Origin of the sequence: Nguyenibacter vanlangensis (assembly GCF_013376155.1) — a bacterium.
In the GTDB taxonomy this organism is placed as follows: domain Bacteria; phylum Pseudomonadota; class Alphaproteobacteria; order Acetobacterales; family Acetobacteraceae; genus Gluconacetobacter; species Gluconacetobacter vanlangensis.
In genome coordinates, this window is the sequence record NZ_JABXXP010000518.1 from 1 (window position 1) to 2,046 (window position 2,046).

The 2,046-nt window shown below is 69.2% G+C and carries 4 protein-coding genes; all 4 read right to left on the reverse strand.

The features are described 5' to 3' along the window. Window positions 1-325, reverse strand: a 325-nt coding sequence (locus HUK84_RS16070) for a DUF2155 domain-containing protein (protein ID WP_317135300.1), incomplete at its 3' end; no start/stop codon positions are given. Next, entirely contained in the window at window positions 322-546 is a 225-nt protein-coding gene (locus tag HUK84_RS16075; protein ID WP_176641185.1) for a hypothetical protein, read from the reverse strand. The genes HUK84_RS16075 and HUK84_RS16070, both read right to left, overlap by 4 nt. Further along, window positions 543-1,094: an outer membrane lipid asymmetry maintenance protein MlaD gene (gene mlaD, locus HUK84_RS16080; RefSeq protein ID WP_176641186.1), complete on the reverse strand. Its 552-nt coding sequence runs from the start codon at window positions 1,092-1,094 to the stop codon at window positions 543-545. Before mlaD ends, HUK84_RS16075 begins: the two co-directional genes overlap by 4 nt. A gap of 254 nt (window positions 1,095-1,348) precedes the next feature. Continuing rightward, window positions 1,349-1,717: an NADH-ubiquinone oxidoreductase subunit NDUFA12 family protein gene (locus tag HUK84_RS16085; RefSeq protein ID WP_176641188.1), complete on the reverse strand. Its 369-nt coding sequence runs from the start codon at window positions 1,715-1,717 to the stop codon at window positions 1,349-1,351. Window positions 1,718-2,046: the final 329 nt, after the last annotated feature.

Below are 2,046 nucleotides of genomic sequence, written 5' to 3' on the forward strand. Positions count from 1 at the left end.
CGTCCTGCCGCGCGTCGCGGACCGAGACCCATGCCGCCGCGTCGGGCGCCAGCGTCGCCGGACGGTCGCGGCAGGCGCCGACATGGATGGTGAGCGCCTTGTAGGTCGCATCCTGCCCCACGGGGACGGTCAGGACCTGCACGTGGGAATCCAGCGTGTCGAGGACCCGGATCGTGGCGCTGGACCGCCCCTGCCAGGTATCGGGCGGGTAGATCAGCGGCGGGTTGACGATTTCGGCGGCCCGCGCGGTACCCTGGAGGGACGCGACCCCGTGACAGGAAAGGGCGGCCAGCACCGCCAGGCGAACGATGGCGGCGTGTCTCACGCTTTGGGGCTTTGCAATGCGGACACGATTCCGTGGATGACCTGCTTCATTTCCTGCGCGTCGACGCCGATCAGCACCGCGTCCTCGAAGGCGTCGCGCATGACCTCGCACAATTCCCGGTAATTCTCGGCCAGGACGCGCAGCTTGTCCTGGCACGAGACCGGGCTGCCATCGGGCTGGCGCCAGATGGCGGGCGGCGGCGGCAGGGCCCCATTGCTCATTGCGGGGAGTCCCCTCCCGGATGTTCGGCCGGCGGGGCGGTCCCGCCTTGGGTGGCCCGCTGCTGGTTCGCCTTCGTCATGGAATCGGTCACCGAGAAGATGAAGCGGCTGAGCAACTGTTCCAGGCTGATCGACCCCTGGGTCTGCGCGATTTCGGCCCCGGGGCGCAGGATGGCGTCGTTTCCGCCGGGGGACAGCGCGATATATTTGCCGCCCAGCAGGCTGTCGCTGGTGATGATCGCGGCGCTGTCGGTCGGCAGGCGGATGTCGGGGCGCACGGTGAAGGTCACCTGGGCCTTGTAGCTGGCGGGATCGACCCGTTCGGCGACCACCTGGCCCACCGTCACCCCGGCCAGGCGCACGTCCGACCCCACCGACAGCCCGTCGATATGGGCGAAGGAGGCCGCGAGCCGGTAGCCGTTTTCGTGCCGGTGGCCCTTGTCGACCACGGCGAAGGCCAGCAGGCCGCCCAGCAGGACGAGGACCCCGCACCCGGCGGCAAGTTCGGCCGGGTTTCGGCCCCCTCTGACTGGAACCGCACTCACCATCTGAATCGCATCCCTTCTGGGCATCCCTGTCTGGGGCATCCCTGCTGGAGGGGCCCGCCGGCGGGGGGTCCTATGGAAGGAAACGCCCCTGCCTTGCTCCGTTCCGCTGCATTCTATCGGCGCCGGCATCCCGTGAACAGGGGCCGGCTGCCGCTATGCTGGAGCATCGAAATCTGGCCGGAATATGGTCGGCGTTATCCTGGCGGGCGCCGGAAGCGGTTACCGGAAGCGGGTGCCGCCGTGGCGGGCGGGCGTCAGGACTCGGGGAACCAGGCCTGATAATCGCTGGTCGAGGGGGCGCGCCGGCCGCCGCGATAATCGCTGCCGGGCGGGCGATAGGCCTCGATCGTGCCGGTGCGGTTGGGCTGATAGGGCAGTTGCCAGGGCTGGCGGGCGCTTTCGGGCAGGGGCGCGTCCTCGACATGGTGCAGCCAGCCCCACCATTCCGGCGGCACGGCGGACGCGTCCTCGCCCTTGCGGTAGATCACCCAGCGTTCGTGGCGCTTCAGTCCGCCGCCGGTCCGATTCGCCGTCCGCGCTTCGTAATAGCAGCGGCCGTCGGCGTCCTTGCCGACCAGGCGGCCCTTGAATTTGGTGTAGATCCGGGTGCCGAGATTTGCCATGGCCGGATGGTAGCGCCATCTTTCGCCCATGGTCCATCCCGCCCGGGCGCATCGCGACCTCACATGTCCGGCATTGCGGGAACCGGGGAGTTATCCCCCATATCCACAATATACAGTGGTCTGTATAGCGGTGGCCCTACCATATGCGGCTTTCACCGGGCGGCGCGGCGTGCCTAGACTGCCGCCATGACAGCCCGTAGCCATTGGAACGGCATCCGCATGCGCAGCGTGCAGGCTGCCGCCGACCCGGACGACGCCCCGCGCACCGTCACCCTGCCCGTCGACTGGGACGACGAGGCGGCGTCGGCGCTGGTCCGGCTGGCCCGGGG

Bases quoted from the DNA above. Each gene is read 5' to 3' on its own strand.
- HUK84_RS16075 (WP_176641185.1), bottom strand. From the start codon at position 546: ATGAGCAATGGGGCCCTGCCGCCGCCGCCCGCCATCTGGCGCCAGCCC.
- mlaD (WP_176641186.1), bottom strand. From the start codon at position 1,094: ATGGTGAGTGCGGTTCCAGTCAGAGGGGGCCGAAACCCGGCCGAACTT.
- HUK84_RS16085 (WP_176641188.1), bottom strand. From the start codon at position 1,717: ATGGCAAATCTCGGCACCCGGATCTACACCAAATTCAAGGGCCGCCTG.